The 14736-nt window shown below is 63.6% G+C and carries 15 protein-coding genes; 6 read left to right on the forward strand and 9 right to left on the reverse strand.

Annotated features, from left to right (window positions below; genetic code table 11):
* Positions 1-58: 58 nt before the first annotated feature.
* The 6 genes from ACN9M3_RS00700 (at position 59) to ACN9M3_RS00725 (ending at position 9804) form a co-directional block, all read left to right on the forward strand.
* Positions 59-1975, forward strand: coding sequence for a prolyl oligopeptidase family serine peptidase (locus ACN9M3_RS00700; protein WP_426319938.1), 1917 nt, complete (start codon positions 59-61; stop codon positions 1973-1975).
* Complete coding sequence (locus tag ACN9M3_RS00705; protein ID WP_426319940.1) at positions 1972-6135, forward strand: SNF2-related protein; 4164 nt, start codon at positions 1972-1974, stop codon at positions 6133-6135. Before ACN9M3_RS00700 ends, ACN9M3_RS00705 begins: the two co-directional genes overlap by 4 nt.
* An 11-nt stretch (positions 6136-6146) precedes the next feature.
* Positions 6147-7070 carry a DUF2785 domain-containing protein gene (locus ACN9M3_RS00710; RefSeq protein ID WP_426319942.1) on the forward strand — a complete coding sequence of 308 codons (924 nt, stop codon included), beginning with the start codon at positions 6147-6149 and terminating at the stop codon, positions 7068-7070.
* Positions 7067-7492: a hypothetical protein gene (locus ACN9M3_RS00715; protein WP_426319944.1), complete on the forward strand. Its 426-nt coding sequence runs from the start codon at positions 7067-7069 to the stop codon at positions 7490-7492. Before ACN9M3_RS00710 ends, ACN9M3_RS00715 begins: the two co-directional genes overlap by 4 nt.
* A 35-nt stretch (positions 7493-7527) precedes the next feature.
* Positions 7528-9453, forward strand: coding sequence for a DUF885 domain-containing protein (locus ACN9M3_RS00720; RefSeq protein WP_426319946.1), 1926 nt, complete (start codon positions 7528-7530; stop codon positions 9451-9453).
* Positions 9454-9525: 72 nt separating this feature from the next.
* Complete coding sequence (locus tag ACN9M3_RS00725) at positions 9526-9804, forward strand: hypothetical protein (RefSeq protein WP_426166606.1); 279 nt, start codon at positions 9526-9528, stop codon at positions 9802-9804.
* A 3-nt stretch (positions 9805-9807) separates the two neighbouring features.
* On the opposite strand, the gene tatC is transcribed toward ACN9M3_RS00725, so the two are convergent.
* The 9 genes from tatC to hisH all read right to left on the reverse strand — a co-directional run bounded on the left by tatC (position 9808) and on the right by hisH (position 14717).
* Positions 9808-10566, reverse strand: coding sequence for a twin-arginine translocase subunit TatC (gene tatC / locus ACN9M3_RS00730; RefSeq protein WP_426166608.1), 759 nt, complete (start codon positions 10564-10566; stop codon positions 9808-9810).
* The gene (gene tatB, locus ACN9M3_RS00735; RefSeq protein WP_426166609.1) at positions 10567-11067 is read right to left on the reverse strand and encodes a Sec-independent protein translocase protein TatB; all 501 of its coding nucleotides are present in this window, start codon (positions 11065-11067) and stop codon (positions 10567-10569) included.
* Positions 11068-11073: 6 nt separating this feature from the next.
* Positions 11074-11307, reverse strand: coding sequence for a Sec-independent protein translocase subunit TatA (gene tatA, locus ACN9M3_RS00740; RefSeq protein ID WP_426166610.1), 234 nt, complete (start codon positions 11305-11307; stop codon positions 11074-11076).
* A gap of 74 nt (positions 11308-11381) precedes the next feature.
* Complete coding sequence (locus ACN9M3_RS00745; protein WP_130316485.1) at positions 11382-11756, reverse strand: histidine triad nucleotide-binding protein; 375 nt, start codon at positions 11754-11756, stop codon at positions 11382-11384.
* Between the two features lie 2 nt (positions 11757-11758).
* Entirely contained in the window at positions 11759-12088 is a 330-nt protein-coding gene (locus ACN9M3_RS00750; RefSeq protein ID WP_057265682.1) for a phosphoribosyl-ATP diphosphatase, read from the reverse strand.
* Complete coding sequence (hisI, locus tag ACN9M3_RS00755; protein WP_426166611.1) at positions 12085-12510, reverse strand: phosphoribosyl-AMP cyclohydrolase; 426 nt, start codon at positions 12508-12510, stop codon at positions 12085-12087. The genes ACN9M3_RS00750 and hisI overlap by 4 nt, the downstream gene beginning before the upstream one ends.
* A gap of 17 nt (positions 12511-12527) precedes the next feature.
* Positions 12528-13289, reverse strand: coding sequence for an imidazole glycerol phosphate synthase subunit HisF (gene hisF, locus ACN9M3_RS00760; protein WP_426166612.1), 762 nt, complete (start codon positions 13287-13289; stop codon positions 12528-12530).
* 5 nt (positions 13290-13294) lie between these two features.
* Positions 13295-14059 carry a 1-(5-phosphoribosyl)-5-[(5-phosphoribosylamino)methylideneamino]imidazole-4-carboxamide isomerase gene (gene hisA / locus ACN9M3_RS00765; protein ID WP_426166613.1) on the reverse strand — a complete coding sequence of 255 codons (765 nt, stop codon included), beginning with the start codon at positions 14057-14059 and terminating at the stop codon, positions 13295-13297.
* Between the two features lie 16 nt (positions 14060-14075).
* Positions 14076-14717: an imidazole glycerol phosphate synthase subunit HisH gene (gene hisH, locus ACN9M3_RS00770; protein ID WP_426166614.1), complete on the reverse strand. Its 642-nt coding sequence runs from the start codon at positions 14715-14717 to the stop codon at positions 14076-14078.
* Positions 14718-14736: the final 19 nt, after the last annotated feature.

Genomic DNA, 14736 nt, shown 5'->3' on the forward strand with positions numbered 1-14736 from the left:
CGGATAGAAAGGGGGTATTATCGCATCCCTGCCCTGTTTTTACGCGTTTGGAGCGCCCATGACTTCCACTTCCACCGCGCCTTTTGGCACCTGGCCATCGCCGATCAGCGCCGAAATGGTCGCTGCGGGCGCTACGCCGCTGTCTTCGGTCGTCCTGGACGGGGAGGACATCTACTGGCTGGCTGGCCGCGCGTCCGAAGCGGGGCGCACCACCATGATGCGCCGCCAGGGCGCTGCCGGCGCCGCCGAAATCACCCCAATGCCGTTCAACGTGCGCAATCGCGTTCATGAATATGGCGGCGGCGCTTATGCCGTGGCGGGCGGCGTGGTGGTGTTCTCGCACCATGCCGACAACCGGCTGTACCGGCTCGCGCCAGGCGGCGCCGCGGAAGCGTTCACCTCGCCCGGCCGCCAGCGCTTTGCCGATTTCGTGTTTGACCAAGCGCACGCGCGCCTGATCGCAGTGCGCGAGCAGCATCCTGAGGATGATGGCTCGCATGCGCAACCGGTGAATACTATCTGCGCAGTTGGCTTTGATGGCGGCGAGCGCGTACTCGTCATGGGCAATGACTTCTATTCTTCGCCCAGGCTGTCGCCGGATGGCCGTCGCCTGGCGTGGCTGTCGTGGGACCATCCGCGCATGCCGTGGCAGGGCACCGAGCTTTGGGTAGCGGATGTGGAGGCCGATGGTCGTCTCGGCACGCCTTCGCGCGTGGCCGGCGGGCCCCAGGAATCGGTCTGCCAGCCGGAATGGTCGCCTGCCGGCGTGCTGCACTTCGTCTCGGACCGCAGCGGTTGGTGGAACCTGTACTGCCTGCGCGAAGGCGCGGGCGGCACGGCCAGCGCAGTCGAAGCGCTGTGCCCGATGGCGGCGGAGTTTGCGACGCCGCACTGGACCTTCGGCAATTCGCTGTACGGCTTTGGGGCGAACGGCGACATCGTGTGCAGCTATATCGAGCACGGCGTCAGCAAGCTGGCATGCCTGCACGCTGGCAGCACGGTGCTGGCCCCCATCGCCACGCCGTACCAGGAGATCCGCGAACTGCGCGTGGGCGACGGCTATGTGGTCGTGCTGGCAGGCAGCCCGACCATCGCCAGCGAGATCGCCCGCATCGACCTGGCAAGCGGCGCGCGCGAAGTGCTGGAACGCTCGATCGCCGGACTGCCGGCGCTGGGCTACCTGTCCGTCCCCGAAAGCATCAGCTACCCGAGCGCCGGCGCCCGCACCGCTTACGCCTTCTTCTATCCGCCGGCCAACCAGGACGTGCACGCGCCGCAAGGCGAGAAGCCGCCGGTCATCGTCATCAGCCACGGCGGCCCGACCGGCATGGCAGCCAGCACCCTGAGCCTGAAAACGCAATTCTGGACCAGCCGCGGTTTCGGCGTCCTGGACGTGAACTACGGCGGCAGCACGGGCTTTGGCCGCGCCTTCCGCGATGCGCTGAAGGGGCAGTGGGGCATTGTCGACGTCGAGGACTGCATCGCCGGCGCACGCCACCTGGTGGCGCAGGGCTTGGCGGATGGCGAACGCCTGATCATCCGCGGCAGCAGCGCGGGCGGCCTGACGACCTTGTGTGCGCTGACCTTCCACGATGTATTCAAGCTGGGCGCCAGCTACTATGGCGTATCCGACCTGAAAGGGCTGGATGACGATTCGCACAAATTCGAATCGCACTACAACGAATACCTGATCGCGCCGAAGGAACAGGCCAAGGCGGTGTACGCCGAGCGCTCCCCGATCAACCATACCGGTCGCCTGTCGCGCCCGATGATCTTCTTCCAGGGGCTGGACGACAAGGTGGTGCCGCCGCCGCAGTCGGAAGCCATGGTCAACGCGCTGCGCCAGCGCGGCATTCCAGTCGAATATGTGGAACTCGAAGGCGAGGGCCACGGCTTCCGCAAAGCGGACACCATCGTGCGCACGCTGCAGGCGGAGCTGGACTTCTACCAACGCATGTTTGGCTTGACCGGATGAGCGACACCCTGCTGGCGGAATTCGAGGCCCTCGAACAGCCTGAAAAAGCCGTTCTCGCCTTGCTGGCACTGGTGGGCGACCCGATCGGCCGCACCGCCATCCTGGACCTCATGGTGGCGGCCGGCATCCGCGATGTGAACGACCAGCCCTTCACCACCCTGACACTGGACGATCCGCTGCTCAAGCTGGAACGCCTGGCCTTCACCACCGCGGTGATGGGGCGCGGCTATGTCTGCAACGCCCGCCTGCGCTGGCCGGCCATTCGCGCCGCCATCGGCGCCCACCTGCTGGACGATATCTGCAAGGCTTACGAGACGCTCAATCCCATGCGCCAGAACTGGAATGGCGCCTACGAGCCGCGCAGCTACCGCCACGGCGTGGCGCGCCTGCGCATGGCGATGCTGCGCGGGCGCCCGCCGCAGGATGTGCTGCCGCTGCTGTCCGCCTGCATGGTGTGCTACGAAGCGGCGCAACTGCATCCGATTGTCGACATCTTCTCGCGCCCTTTCGAAGCCGGGATGCTGTTGCTGGTGCATCCGGCCTTGCAGGACGATGTGCTGATGCTGCTGGTCCAGCACACCCAGCGCGAACCCGCCCTGGCGCCGCTGGTGCGCGGCTATGCGGAACGCCACCTGCAGCGCCGCCAAGCCGCCGAACAGGAAGCCAGCCCCGCGTTGCGGCTGGCGATGGCGGAACACGCCATCCTGTGCGGCAAGCTGGCCGACGCCATGCGCTTCCTGGAAGGGATGGACGGCGCACTGGCGCAGTGCTTCTCGAGCGCTGTGATGCTGCTGCGCGGCGATGTGGCCGGCGCGATCAACGGCTTTGAAGCCGCGCTGAAATCGATCCGCCGTGAATCCGGCAAGCGCAAACACCTGTTCCAGGGGATCGCCGGCCACCTGTACGTGCTGGCCCTGCTGCGCAGCGGCGACGCCAAACACCTGAAATCGGCGGAGAGCTACCTCGACGTCGCCGTGCACGCCCAGCATAACGCCGACAGCGCCGTCTACCAGCAACTGAGCATGCTGCGCCAGATCCGCGCCGGCACCATGCAGGCCGACCTGGTCACCCAGCGCGCCTGGGAAGCGCCGCTGCAGGCGCAGATGTTCCAATGCATGCTGTATTACTGGCTCGCGCTGCCACAACTGAAGCAGCGCCGCGCCGAGTTGCAGGACCTGTCGCAAGCTGCCGAGGCGGCGGGCTTCATGCTGCTGGCAGCAGGCGCAGAGAGCTTGCTTGGCCACCTGGGCGACGATGCGGCCGCGGGACGCGCAGCGGCCTTGCGCGAGCAGCGTGGCTTTGACGACATGGCCGCCTGGTTCGAACGCCAGGAAGCGTGGCAACGCCAACTGGCAGCCCTGATCAACCTGCAGCAGGGCGGCACCGAGACCGGCGGCGAAATGCGCCTGGTCTGGGCAATCAGTTACGGCGAGCGCCAGGGCATCGCGGAAATTGAACCGCGCGAGCAGAAACGCGACGTGCGCGGCGCCTGGGGCAAGGCGCGCCCGGTCGCGCTCAAGCGCCTGCGCGACGACGCAGCGCAGATGGAATTCCTGACGCCGCAGGACATGCGGGTCGGCAGCGCCATCTTGCCATCGCGCCAGGCCTATTCGTCCGGCCTGCGCTACGACATCGATATCGACCAGGCGGTATTGGCACTGGTCGGCCACCCGCTGGTGTTCTGGATGGACGCGCCGGATACCCGCGTCGAACTGCTGGCCGGCGCACCCGAATTGCTGATCCGTACTCAGAAAGGCCAGCTGCACCTCGCAATGCACCCTGCCATTGAAAACCTGAACGCCAATGTGATCGTGCTGCGCGAGGCGCCGAATCGCTTGCGCGTGGTCAGCGTGCAGGACGAGCATCGCCGCATCGCGGCCATTGTCGGTGACGGCCTGACAGTGCCGGAGCATGCCAAGGACCAGGTGCTGAAGGCCATCGGCGCCGTGTCGTCGATGGTGACCGTGCAATCCGATATCGGCGGCGGCGCGGCCAGTGTCGAGCAGTGCGATGCCGACTCGCGCCTGCACATCCACCTGCTGCCTTACCAGCAAGGCCTGAAGATGCAGATCCAGGTGCGTCCACTGCGCGATGCGGGGCCGTATTACGCGCCGGGCGCCGGCGCCGAAAACGTGATCGCCGACGTCAATGGCCGCTCGATGCAGGCGCGCCGCAGCCTGGCGGGCGAACGCGATGCGGAGCGCCAGCTGGTGCTCAAGTGCGAAGTGCTGGAACAGGCCACCGAGGAGCATGGCGAATGGCTGCTGGGAGAGCCCGCGCTCTGCCTGCAGCTGCTGGCCGAGTTGCAGGAGCAGGGCGCCGACAAGGTGGTGCTGGCGTGGCCGGAGGGCGAAACCTTCCGCCTTACCAAGCCCGTATACACCAAGCAGCTGCGCCTGAACATCAAGAGCAAGAAGGACTGGTTCGCCGCCAGCGGCCAGTTGGTGGTCGACGAAGACCGCGTGCTGGACCTGCGCTCGCTGCTGGACATGATCCGGGCCAGCAAGAGCCGCTTCATCGCGCTGGGCGACAAGGAGTTCCTCGCTCTTTCGGAAGAACTGCACCGCCGCCTGTCCGAACTGGCCGCCTATGGCGAAGACGACGACGCCGGCATGAAAGTGCACCGCCTGGCCGCCTTCGTGCTGGAAGAACTTGCCAACGATGTCGGCATGGTGGAAGCAGATGCGATGTGGCGCGAACACCTGCAGCGCATCGAGGCCAGTGCCAGCTACACGCCGCAACTGCCAAGCACCCTGCAGGCGGAGTTGCGCGACTACCAGTTGGCTGGCTTCGAATGGCTGGCGCGCCTTGCGCATTGGGGCGTCGGCGCCTGCCTGGCCGACGATATGGGCCTGGGCAAGACCTTGCAGTCGCTGGCCCTGGTGCTGCTGCGCGCGCCGCAGGGACCGACGCTGGTGGTGGCACCGACCTCGGTCTGCCTGAACTGGGCCAGTGAAGCGGCACGCTTTGCGCCGACACTGAATGTGAAGATGTATGCGACCGGCGACCGCGACGATATCGTCACCAATGCCGGGCCGTTCGACCTGGTGATCGCCAGCTACGGCCTGCTGCAACTGGAGTCGGAACGGTTCACCAAGCCGAAGTGGCACACCATCGTGCTGGACGAGGCACAGAACATCAAGAATGCCGCCACCAAGCGTTCGCAGGCCGTCATGGCGCTGAAAGGCGACTTCAAGATGGTGGCTACCGGCACCCCGCTGGAAAACCACCTGGGCGAGCTGTGGAACCTGTTCCGCTTCATCAATCCTGGCCTGCTGGGCAGCCACGAACAGTTCAACCTGCGCTTTGCCGGCCCGATCGAGCGCCAGCAGGACCACCGGGCGGAAGTCGGCGCGCGCAATCGCCTGCGCCGCCTGATCGGGCCTTTCGTGCTGCGCCGGACCAAGGCGCAAGTGCTGACCGAACTGCCGGCCCGCACCGAGATCGTGCTGGAAGTCGACCTGTCGCCGGAAGAAACCGCGCTGTACGAGTCGCTGCGCCGCGAGGCGCTGGAAAACCTCGCCTCCATCGAAGGTCCCGCGGACCGGAAGTCGATGCAGATCCTGGCGGAGATCATGAAACTGCGCCGTGCCTGCTGCAACCCGAACCTCGTGGCGCCTTCGCTGCGCCTCGAGTCGAGCAAGCTGGCAGCCTTCGCGCGCCTGCTGGAAGGATTGCTGGAGAACCGCCACAAGGTGCTGGTATTCAGCCAGTTCGTCGATCACCTGTCCCTGATCCGCGCCCATCTCGACCGCAACGGCATTCAGTACCAGTACCTCGACGGCAGCACGCCGATGGCGGCCCGCAAGCAGTCGGTAGACGCCTTCCAGGCCGGCGAAGGCGACGTGTTCCTGATCAGCCTCAAGGCCGGCGGCGTCGGCATCAACCTGACGGCAGCCGACTACGTGATCCACATGGACCCGTGGTGGAATCCCGCCGTGGAAGACCAGGCTTCCGACCGCGCTCACCGCATGGGGCAACCGCGACCGGTCACCATCTACCGCCTGGTGGCACGCAATACAATCGAGGAAGGCATCGTCGAGCTGCACGGCCACAAGCGCGAACTGGCCGACAGCCTGCTCGATGGCAGCGACACCGCCGCTCGCATGACGGCGGAGGACATGCTTGCGATGTTGCACGAGAGCTTGCGCCGCTTCTGACAGGAGATGCTATGCAACTGACATCCATCGCCGCATGCGCCAAGGCGCGCCAGCTCGCGACGACCGCTGCGCTGGCCGCAATCTGCCTGGTCGGGGCGCCGGTTTCCGGTTCCGCCGCCACCGCCAACTGTCCGGCCGCCGGGCTGCGCGAAGCGAAAGCCGCAAACTGGCACGTCGCCGACGACGCCCAGCGCCAGGCGCTGGCACTGCAAGCGCTCTCCTGCCTGTCGTCGCCCGATCCCGTCGAGCGCGATGGACTGGCCTTCGAAGCGCTGCAAGCCTGGATGCGCGCCGACAAGCTCGATACCGCCACAGTGCAGGAGCTGCGCACCCGCCTGGCCGCGCAACTGCAGGCGCCGGATCCGCAAGGTTTCGCGCGCCCTTTCGCCGCCCTGGTGCTGGCCGACGTGGCGCGGGTGGACCGCATCAAGCCTTACCTCTCCACCGACCAGCGCGCGCAACTGGTGCGCGCCGCGACGGAATACCTGCGCGGCGTGAACGACTACCGCGGTTTCGACGAAAAGCAAGGCTGGCGCCACGGCGTTGCCCATGCCGCCGACATCATGCTGCAGCTCTCGCTCAATCCAGCTTTGACCCGTGCCGAGCATGAGCAAATGCTGGCAGCCATCGCCAGCCAGGTTGCGCCGCCAGGCGAGCATTTCTATCACTATGGCGAAGGCGAACGCCTGATGGCTCCCATCTTCTACCTGTCGCGCGCCAAATCGCTGCAATGCAGCGACTGGGACGCCTGGTTTGCGCGCCTGGCCGCGGCACCGGCATCCAGCGGCACGCAGCAGGCCAGGCTGGCCCGCAAGCACAACCTGAACGGCTTCCTGCAGCCGCTTTACATCAACATCAGCGAAAGCAAGGACGAAGCGCAGCGCAACTGCCTGAAGCCACTGCTGCTGCGCGCATTGAAGCAGGCCGCCGAATGAACGTGCAACAAGCCCTGGCCTTTGTCGAACACCACGGTGTCGTGCTGGCCTCGGCGCGCGGCAACGTGCCAACGTTGACCGAAGCCATCGCTGGCGCCCCGATCAAGGGGAGCTGGTGGGGCCATCCTGAAGGCAAGCGCATTTTCGCGGTGCTCAGCGAAGTGCAGGAGCACGACGACGTTCTGGTCTGCCGCCTGCTGGCGGGAAAACTGACGCTGGTACACCGCCGCCTGTGGCCCGCCCTGGCGACGTTGGCGGGCGAACTGCCTGCCGACGCGCTGGCGCGGGTACGGCAGGTGCATACCGCCACCGGCAAGCATGTCAACGAGGAGATCCCTTTTCCACAATGGCTCCCGCCCGATGCAGCCGCGGAAGCCGCAAGCATGGCCCCCGACAAGGCGCGGACGGCACTCAGCTTGTGATAATCTCCCACGCTGCACTAGCAAGAGGTTGAATTATGATGAAGACCAAAATCGCCCTCGCCGCGATGATGTTGAGCCTGGCCCTGTCGCCAGCCGACGCTGCGACGAAGGCCAAGAAATCCAATGCACCGGCGAAAACCGCCGTCAGCAAGAAGTCCGGCGGCAGCAAGGGCAAAACGAGCAAATCGTCGTCCAGGTCAAGCAAGGGCAGCAAGTCCGGCGGCAAGTCCGCCAGCAAATCCAGGGCGGATAAGGCCAAACCGGCCGTCGCCAGCAAGCCGCTGCCGGCTGAACGCCGCCAGGACAAGGCTTTCGACAGCCAGGCCAACCAGTTCCTGGGCGCGCTGTGGCGCATCGATCCGGAGACTGCGATCTCCGTCGGCAAGTACGACACTGCTGCGCAGCTAAGCGTCCCCGACCAGGCTTTCCGCGACCAGCAACTCGCCTTCATTGACGAATGGCTGGATAAATTCGGCAAGATCGACGCCAGGCAGCTCTCGCCGAAACAGCGCAGCGACCTTGGCCTGCTGCAGAACAAGCTGAATTCGGACCGCTGGTACCTGACGACTTTCCGCGAGTGGGAATGGAACCCCGCGCTCTACAACATCGCCAGCCCGATCGACTTCGTGCTGAACACCGAATATGCCGCACGGCCGCAGCGCCTGCGCACCCTGCTGCGCCGCATCGCCAGCGTACCGGCGTATTACGAAGCCGCACGCAACAACATCAAGAACCCAACGCGCGAGCACGTGAAGCTGGCCATCGACCAGGCGCCTGGCGTGCTGGCCGTGCTGGCCGACCTGGACAAGCAGGCACAGGACTCGATCCTCAATGCCAACGAAAAGAACCTGTACGCGCAGCGTATCGCCGCCGCCAAGGTAGCCGTGGAGGCTTATGCAGCCTGGCTCGGTGAGCTGGACAAGTCGCTGGCTGTCAGCGGCGCGCGCTCCTTCCGCATCGGCAAGGAGATGTACGAAGCGAAGTTCGGCTACGACATCCAGTCCGGCAGCAATGCCGAACAGACTTACCAGAAGGCGCTGGCGGCCCGCGAACAACTGCTGTCGAACATGGACCGCATTTCGGACGACCTGTGGCCGAAATACCTGGCGGACAAGGCCAAGCCGTCCGACCGCTTCGCGAAGATCGGCATGATGATCGACACGCTGTCGTCCAGGCACGTGGCGCGCGAAGAATTCTTCCCCGAGATCCGCCGTCAGATTCCTGTGCTGCAGGACTGGGTGGTCAAGAACGACCTGCTGACGCTCGATCCGAACAAGCCGCTGGTGGTGCGCGAGACGCCGGCCTACCAGCGCGGCGTGGCCGGCGCCAGCATCGAAGCTCCAGGCCCTTACCGCCCGCAGGACCGCACCTACTACAACGTGACGCCTCTGGACGACGCCACGCCGGAACAGGCCGAATCCACGCTGCGCGAATACAACCACTGGATCCTGCAGATCCTGAACATGCACGAGGCGATCCCTGGTCACTATGCGCAGCTGGTGTATGCCAACAAATCGCCGTCGATCGTGAAGTCGATCTTCGGCAACGGCGCCATGGTGGAAGGCTGGGCGGTGTACAGCGAACGCATGATGCTGGAATCGGGCTACGGCAACAACGAGCCTGAAATGTGGCTGATGTACTCGAAGTGGAACCTGCGCAGCGTGACCAACACCATCCTCGATTACAGCGTGCACGTGCAGGGCATGACGGAGCCGGAGGCGATCGACCTGCTGACCCGCCAGGCCTTCCAGACTGCCGCCGAAGCGAAAGAGAAATGGCGCCGCGCGCAGCTCACCTCGGTGCAGCTCACTAGCTATTTCTCGGGCTACTCGGAAATCATGGAATTGCGCGAGCAGCGCCGCGCCGCCCTGGGCAGCAAGTTCTCGCTGAAAGACTTCCACGAAGACTTCCTGAGCTACGGCAGCGCACCTGTGCGCGTGATCAAAGAGCTGATGCAGTAATCAGTCTAGGCTGCTCCCATGCCCCGCGCACGCCGCGGGATGATTCTGCTAACATGAATCGAGGGAGTGGCCATGACCATGCCGATCCAGTTTGATACAGCTCAATTCGTTAAAACACTGGTTGATGCTGGCGTGCTGCGTGAGCATGCCGAGGCGCACGCCGACGCTTTGAAACTTGCGCTGAGTCAACCGGTGGCGAATGATGCAGATCTAGCCATATCACGTGCAGAAATGCGTACTTTGCTTGCTGAACTTGAGTTGCGGCTGACGAAGAAGATGCGGCCGCTCTGGGTCTTGAATATCATTACCCTGATACTCGTCAGCGCAAATACGGTAAAGATCTTCTTCTGATCCTTAGTCCGCTTTTTCTTCCGGTGCAGTGGTCGCCTTGACGAACATCGGCGACAGGATCACGCCAATTTCAAACAGCAGCCACATCGGGATAGCCAGCGAGAACTGGCTGACGATATCCGGCGGGGTCACGATCGCTGCGATCACGAAGGCCGCCACGATCACATAGCCGCGCCATTCCCTCAGCTTGGCGACGGACACCAGGCCCATGCGCACCAGCACCACCACCACCACCGGCACTTCGAAAGCGCAGCCGAAAGCCAGGCACATTGACATCACGAAGTCGAGGTAGTTCTCGATATCCGGCATCACCGCAATCGAAGTCGGCGACACCTGGTTGATGAAGGCGAACACCTTGCCGAACACCAGGAAATAACAGAACGCCACACCCGCCATGAACAGGGCGGAGGAGGCAATCACCAGCGGCGCGACCAGCTTCTTTTCATGCGCGTACAGGCCGGGGGCAACGAAAGCCCACATCTGGTACAGCACCCACGGCAGCGACAGGATGAAGCCGAACAGCAGCGTCACCTTCATCGGCACCAGGAAGGGCGAGATCACGCTGGTGGCGATCATTTTCGAGCCCACCGGCATGGCGGCAATCATCGGCGCGGCGATCAAGTCATAGATCTTGGAGGGGCCGATACCGAAGCCGATCAGCGCCGTCATCACCACGATGCCGATGCTGGCCTTGACCAGGCGATCGCGCAGCTCAACCAGATGGCTGATGAAGGTCTCTTCGACGGGTTCTTGTTGACTCATTTAGAAAAACGATGCGTTCTTGCGGCTGCCGGGGCGGTGGCGCTTCATGCGCGCCGCGCCGGAGATGACGTGGGTGCGGACGCCGGCCTGCTGCTTGTACCACAACGGCACGGCAGAACTGCGCACCACGCGCTTGCGGCGGAAATCCTTGGCCTTGCGCGCCATGTCTTCGCTGGTCGGGGTGTACAGGTCCAGCGAAGGCGTCGTGACCGGGTCTTCATTGCGAAACGCCGCCTCCACTTCCCGCATATCCTTGCCGATGGAGTTTTCCATCTCGTCCTTGAAGGTGCTGGCGGCTTCTTCGGCCTGCTTGCGCAGGTTCTTCAGCTCGTCCAGCTCCATTTCACGGGAGACTTCGGATTTGACGTCGTTCAGGTAACGCTGGGCGCGGCCGTACAGCGTCCCGGCCATGCGCGCCACCTTGGGCAGCTTTTCAGGACCGATGACGACCAGGGCCACTACCCCGATGACGGCGATTTTGGTAAGACCGAGGTCGATCATTGCTGGTTACTGCTTATTCTTTTCCTTGGCTTCGACTTCGATGGTGCCCTTGTCGGTCACCTGCGCTGCCGGAGGAGCTGGCTGTGCCGGCTTCTCTTCATCCGCGCCCTTGACGCCATCCTTGAAGCCCTTGACGGCCTTGCCCAGGTCGGAGCCGATATTGCCCAGTTTCTTGGTGCCGAAGACCAGCATGACAATCACCAGAACGATCAGCCAGTGCCAAATGCTAAAAGAACCCATTACAAAACCCCTAAAAAAATCATTCGTTGGGACAGTATACGCGAAGCGCACCCTGTCATGTGCTTGTCATAATCTCAAGTCCGCATGCCGCGCCATGGACGCGGGCCGCCGTACAGGTGCATATGCAGGTGGTACACCTCCTGGCCGCCATCGGGACCGCTGTTGATCAGGGTCTTGTAGCCGCGTGTCGGCGTGCCATCTGCCTCGTAGGCAACGGCAATATCATGCTGCTCAGCCAGTTGCGGCACCAGCGCCAGCATCTTGCCCAGCAGGGGCGCGTGCTCCGGCTTGCAGTCAGACAGGGTCGACAAGTGCTGTTTCGGGATGATCAGCAAGTGTACCGGCGCGGCCGGGTGGATGTCCTTAAACACCATCAAGTCGTCGTCTTCGTGCACCACGGTCGACGGGATCTGTTTCGCTGCAATCTTGCAGAACAAGCAATTTTCCACTTTTATTCCTTACGGGATGCTTTTTCTTCCAGGCCGGACAGGCCTTCGCGGCGCGCCAGCTCATCGAGTACCTGCTGCGGCGACAAATCGAATTGCGCCAGCAGCACCAGCGAATGGAACCACAGGTCGGCGCATTCGTACAGCACTTTCGAAGCATCGCCGCTGACGCGGGCGTCTTTTGCCGCCATCACGGTCTCGGTGGCTTCCTCGCCGATCTTTTTCAGGATCGCATCGTCGCCTTTGGAAAACAGCTTGGCGACGTAGGAGGACGACGGGTCGCCGCCCTTGCGCGATTCGATGGTGGCCGCCACGCGGTCCAGTACATTGCTCATTTCTTAGCTTCCGCGTAAATCTCTTCAGGATCTTTCAAGACCGGCTCGGTGTTCTGCCAGTCGCCATTCTCGAACTTGTTGAAGAAGCAGGAGTGGCGGCCGGTGTGGCAGGCGATATCGCCTTCCTGTTCGATCTTCAGCAGCACCACGTCTTCGTCGCAATCAAGGCGGATTTCCAGCACTTTCTGCACGTGGCCGGACTCTTCGCCCTTGTGCCACAGCTTCTTGCGCGAGCGGCTCCAGTAGACGGCCTCGCCCAGCTCAACAGTCTTGTAGAGCGCATCCCGGTTCATCCACGCGAACATCAGCACATCGTTGCTGCCGGCTTCCTGTGCGATGACAGGCACCAGGCCATGTTCGTCCCACTTCACCTTGTTCAGCCATTTGGCTTTGGCGACATTAGCTGCAATTGCGGTAGCCATTGTGTGTTCCCCGAAGTTTAAGAAAGGCGCATGGGAATCCCCTGCGCCGCCATGAATTGCTTGGCTTCCTGTACGGTGTGCTGGCCGTAGTGGAAGATGCTCGCCGCCAGCACCGCATCGGCGTGGCCCAGCTTGACGCCGTCGGCCAGGTCTTGCAGGCCGCCTACGCCGCCGGAGGCGATCACCGGGATGCTGACCGCATCGCTCACGGCGCGCGTCAGGCCCAGGTCAAAGCCGGACTTGGTGCCGTCGCGATCCATGCTGGTCAGCAGCAGTTCACCGGCGCCCAGCTCGGCCATCTTGCGCGCCCATTCCACGGCATCCAGGCCGGTCGCGTTGCGGCCGCCGTGGGTGAACACTTCCCACTTGCCGGGAGCGACGTTCTTGGCGTCGATCGCCACCACGATACACTGGCTGCCGTGCTTTTGCGAAGCCTCGTACACCAGCTGCGGATTGGTCACGGCGGAGGTGTTCATGCTCACCTTGTCCGCGCCGGCGTTCAGCAGGCGGCGCACATCTTCGACCTTGCGCACGCCGCCACCCACCGTCAGGGGGATGAAGACTTGCGAGGCCACGGCTTCGATGATGTGCAGGATCAAGTCGCGGTTGTCGCTCGAAGCAGTAATGTCGAGGAAGGTCAGTTCGTCCGCACCCTGCTCGTCGTATCGGCGTGCGATTTCCACCGGATCGCCGGCGTCGCGCAGCTCGGTGAAGTTGACCCCTTTCACGACGCGGCCATCGGTCACGTCGAGGCAGGGGATGATGCGTTTAGCCAGCATATTCTTTACTCTGAAAGTTCGTCGGCACGTTCCTGCGCCGAAGCCAGGTCCAGCGTGCCTTCATAGATCGAACGGCCGCAGATCACGCCTTCGACGCCTTCGTCCTGCACAGCGCACAGGGCTTCCACGTCGGCCAGGTTGTGCAGGCCGCCGGAGGCGATGATCGGGATGCGCACCGCCTGCGCCAGGCGCACGGTGGCTTCGATGTTCACGCCGCCCATCATGCCGTCGCGGCCGATGTCGGTGTAGATGATCGATTCAACACCGTAGCCTTCGAATTTCTGCGCCAGGTCGATTACTTCGTGGCCGGACAGCTTGCTCCAGCCATCGGTCGCCACCTTGCCGTCCTTGGCGTCCAGGCCGACGATGATGTGGCCGGGGAAGGCGCCGCAGGCATCCTGCAGGAAGCCCGGGCTCTTCACGGCGGCCGTGCCGATGATGATGTAGCTGATACCGTCGTCGAGGTAGCGCTCGATGGTGTCGAGGTCGCGGATGCCGCCGCCCAGTTGCACCGGGATTTCAGGCAGGTCAAACTCCTCGGCATAGTCTTGCACGGCCTGGATGATCGATTTCACCGCACCTTCGTTCTTTGGCTTGCCGGCAAAGGCGCCGTTCAGGTCCACCAGGTGCAGGCGGCGCGCGCCTTGCTCGAGCCAATGGCGGGCCATCTTGCCCGGGTCGTCGGAAAAGACGGTTGCAAGTTCCATATCGCCCTGTTTCAGGCGAACGCAGTGACCATCCTTGAGGTCGATAGCAGGAATGAGCAGCATGATGTTGTTCTTGAGGTTAAGGATTCCAGTGGATGAAATTTTTGTACAGTTGCAGGCCGGTGGCGGCACTCTTTTCAGGGTGGAACTGTGTGGCAAAAATATTGTCGCGGGCGACGGCGCAGCAGAACGGCTGGCCGTACACGGTTTCCGCCGCGCTGTGCTGCGCCTGGGCGGGTTGCGCGAAGTAGCTGTGCACGAAATAGAACCACGCGTTGTCGGGAATACCGTCCCACATCGCGTGCGGCGCGCGCTGGCGCACCTGGTTCCAGCCCATCTGCGGCACCTTGAAGCGCGAACCGTCTTCCTGCAGCATGCCGTCGAGCTGGAAGCGCACCACCTTGCCGGGCAACAGGCCCAGGCCCGGGGTATTGCCGCCTTCTTCGCTCATGTCAAACAGCATCTGCTCGCCCACGCACACGCCCATCATCGGCTTCGACGCGGCAGCGCGCAGCAGCGCATCTTTCACGCCGGATTCATTCAGGCTGCGCATGCAGTCGCGCATGGCGCCCTGGCCGGGCAGCACGATGCGGTCGGCGGCATCAATGGCGGCGGGCTCGCCGGAAATCAGTACTTCGGCTTCGGGTGCGACGGCGCGCAATGCCTGCGCTACGGAGCGCAGGTTGCCCATGCCGTAATCGACTACTACGATTTTTTTCATGTCAGTCAGCCGTAGTTGT

The sequence above is a fragment of the Pseudoduganella sp. R-43 genome, assembly GCF_049913255.1.
Lineage (GTDB): Bacteria > Pseudomonadota > Gammaproteobacteria > Burkholderiales > Burkholderiaceae_D > Rugamonas.

Bases quoted from the DNA above. Each gene is read 5' to 3' on its own strand.
- ACN9M3_RS00700 (WP_426319938.1), top strand. From the start codon at position 59: ATGACTTCCACTTCCACCGCGCCTTTTGGCACCTGGCCATCGCCGATC.
- ACN9M3_RS00705 (WP_426319940.1), top strand. From the start codon at position 1,972: ATGAGCGACACCCTGCTGGCGGAATTCGAGGCCCTCGAACAGCCTGAA.
- ACN9M3_RS00710 (WP_426319942.1), top strand. From the start codon at position 6,147: ATGCAACTGACATCCATCGCCGCATGCGCCAAGGCGCGCCAGCTCGCG.
- ACN9M3_RS00715 (WP_426319944.1), top strand. From the start codon at position 7,067: ATGAACGTGCAACAAGCCCTGGCCTTTGTCGAACACCACGGTGTCGTG.
- ACN9M3_RS00720 (WP_426319946.1), top strand. From the start codon at position 7,528: ATGATGAAGACCAAAATCGCCCTCGCCGCGATGATGTTGAGCCTGGCC.
- ACN9M3_RS00725 (WP_426166606.1), top strand. From the start codon at position 9,526: ATGACCATGCCGATCCAGTTTGATACAGCTCAATTCGTTAAAACACTG.
- tatC (WP_426166608.1), bottom strand. From the start codon at position 10,566: ATGAGTCAACAAGAACCCGTCGAAGAGACCTTCATCAGCCATCTGGTT.
- tatB (WP_426166609.1), bottom strand. From the start codon at position 11,067: ATGATCGACCTCGGTCTTACCAAAATCGCCGTCATCGGGGTAGTGGCC.
- tatA (WP_426166610.1), bottom strand. From the start codon at position 11,307: ATGGGTTCTTTTAGCATTTGGCACTGGCTGATCGTTCTGGTGATTGTC.
- ACN9M3_RS00750 (WP_057265682.1), bottom strand. From the start codon at position 12,088: ATGAGCAATGTACTGGACCGCGTGGCGGCCACCATCGAATCGCGCAAG.
- hisI (WP_426166611.1), bottom strand. From the start codon at position 12,510: ATGGCTACCGCAATTGCAGCTAATGTCGCCAAAGCCAAATGGCTGAAC.
- hisF (WP_426166612.1), bottom strand. From the start codon at position 13,289: ATGCTGGCTAAACGCATCATCCCCTGCCTCGACGTGACCGATGGCCGC.
- hisA (WP_426166613.1), bottom strand. From the start codon at position 14,059: ATGCTGCTCATTCCTGCTATCGACCTCAAGGATGGTCACTGCGTTCGC.
- hisH (WP_426166614.1), bottom strand. From the start codon at position 14,717: ATGAAAAAAATCGTAGTAGTCGATTACGGCATGGGCAACCTGCGCTCC.